Origin of the sequence: Methylobacterium sp. WL116, assembly GCF_008039455.1 — a bacterium.
In the GTDB taxonomy this organism is placed as follows: Bacteria; Pseudomonadota; Alphaproteobacteria; order Rhizobiales; family Beijerinckiaceae; genus Methylobacterium.
This window is the reverse complement of the sequence record NZ_VRUV01001021.1, coordinates 1-721: the sequence shown is the minus strand read 5'-3', so window position 1 is coordinate 721 and position 721 is coordinate 1. Positions and strand designations below refer to the sequence as shown.

Here is a 721-nt window from a genome sequence, read left to right as displayed (position 1 = left end):
GGCGACGTCCACGCGCTGCCGGCGCTGCTGGCGGCGTCGGCGGCCGCCTACGGGGTGACGGTGCTGCTGCTCAAGCGCTCGATCCTGACGGAGAAGATCGCGCGGCGCGGCCAGCACATCACCCGCGAATACGGCATCGACCCCTACGAGCTCACCCGCGTCGCCGCGGTGATGGTGCCCGCGGTCGAGACGCTCGACGCCGGCCTGACGCTCGCCGAGGCGGTCGCGGCGGTGGAGGCGGGGCGCCACGACGCCTACCCGGTGGTGGACGGCGCGCACCGCCCCGTCGGCCTCGTCACCCGCGGCGACGCGCTGCTGTGGCGGGCGGAGGGGAACCGCGCGGGCGAGCGGCTGAGCGAGCGGGTCTCGGATGGGTCGCTGGCCGTCGTCCATCCGGGCGACGTCGCGGCGCACGCCGTCGACCTGATGCTGACGACCGGCCAGGGCCGCCTGCCGGTGACCGATGCGGAGACCGGCGCGCTGGTTGGGCTCGTCACGCGCAAGGACCTGCTGCAGGTCCGCGCCGCCGTGAACCGGTCGGAGGCCGAGCGCCGGGCCTACTTCGCGCGGAAGCGGCCGGCGCCGACGGCGTGACGTCGGCCGTTCGGCTCCACGTCAGCCGTTCGGCTTGGCCCGGCCGGCCGGCGGCGGGCTTGTCGGCGAGGGACTTGCGGGCGGCGGGCTCGCCGGCGACGCGCTGGCCGGCGCCGGGTCGGGATCC

1 protein-coding gene is annotated in these 721 nt (G+C 77.1%); it reads left to right on the top strand.

Annotated features, from left to right (window positions below):
* Window positions 1-594 (top strand): CBS domain-containing protein (locus FV223_RS29170; protein ID WP_147730059.1); only part of this gene is annotated, 594 nt, incomplete at its 5' end.
* Window positions 595-721: the final 127 nt, after the last annotated feature.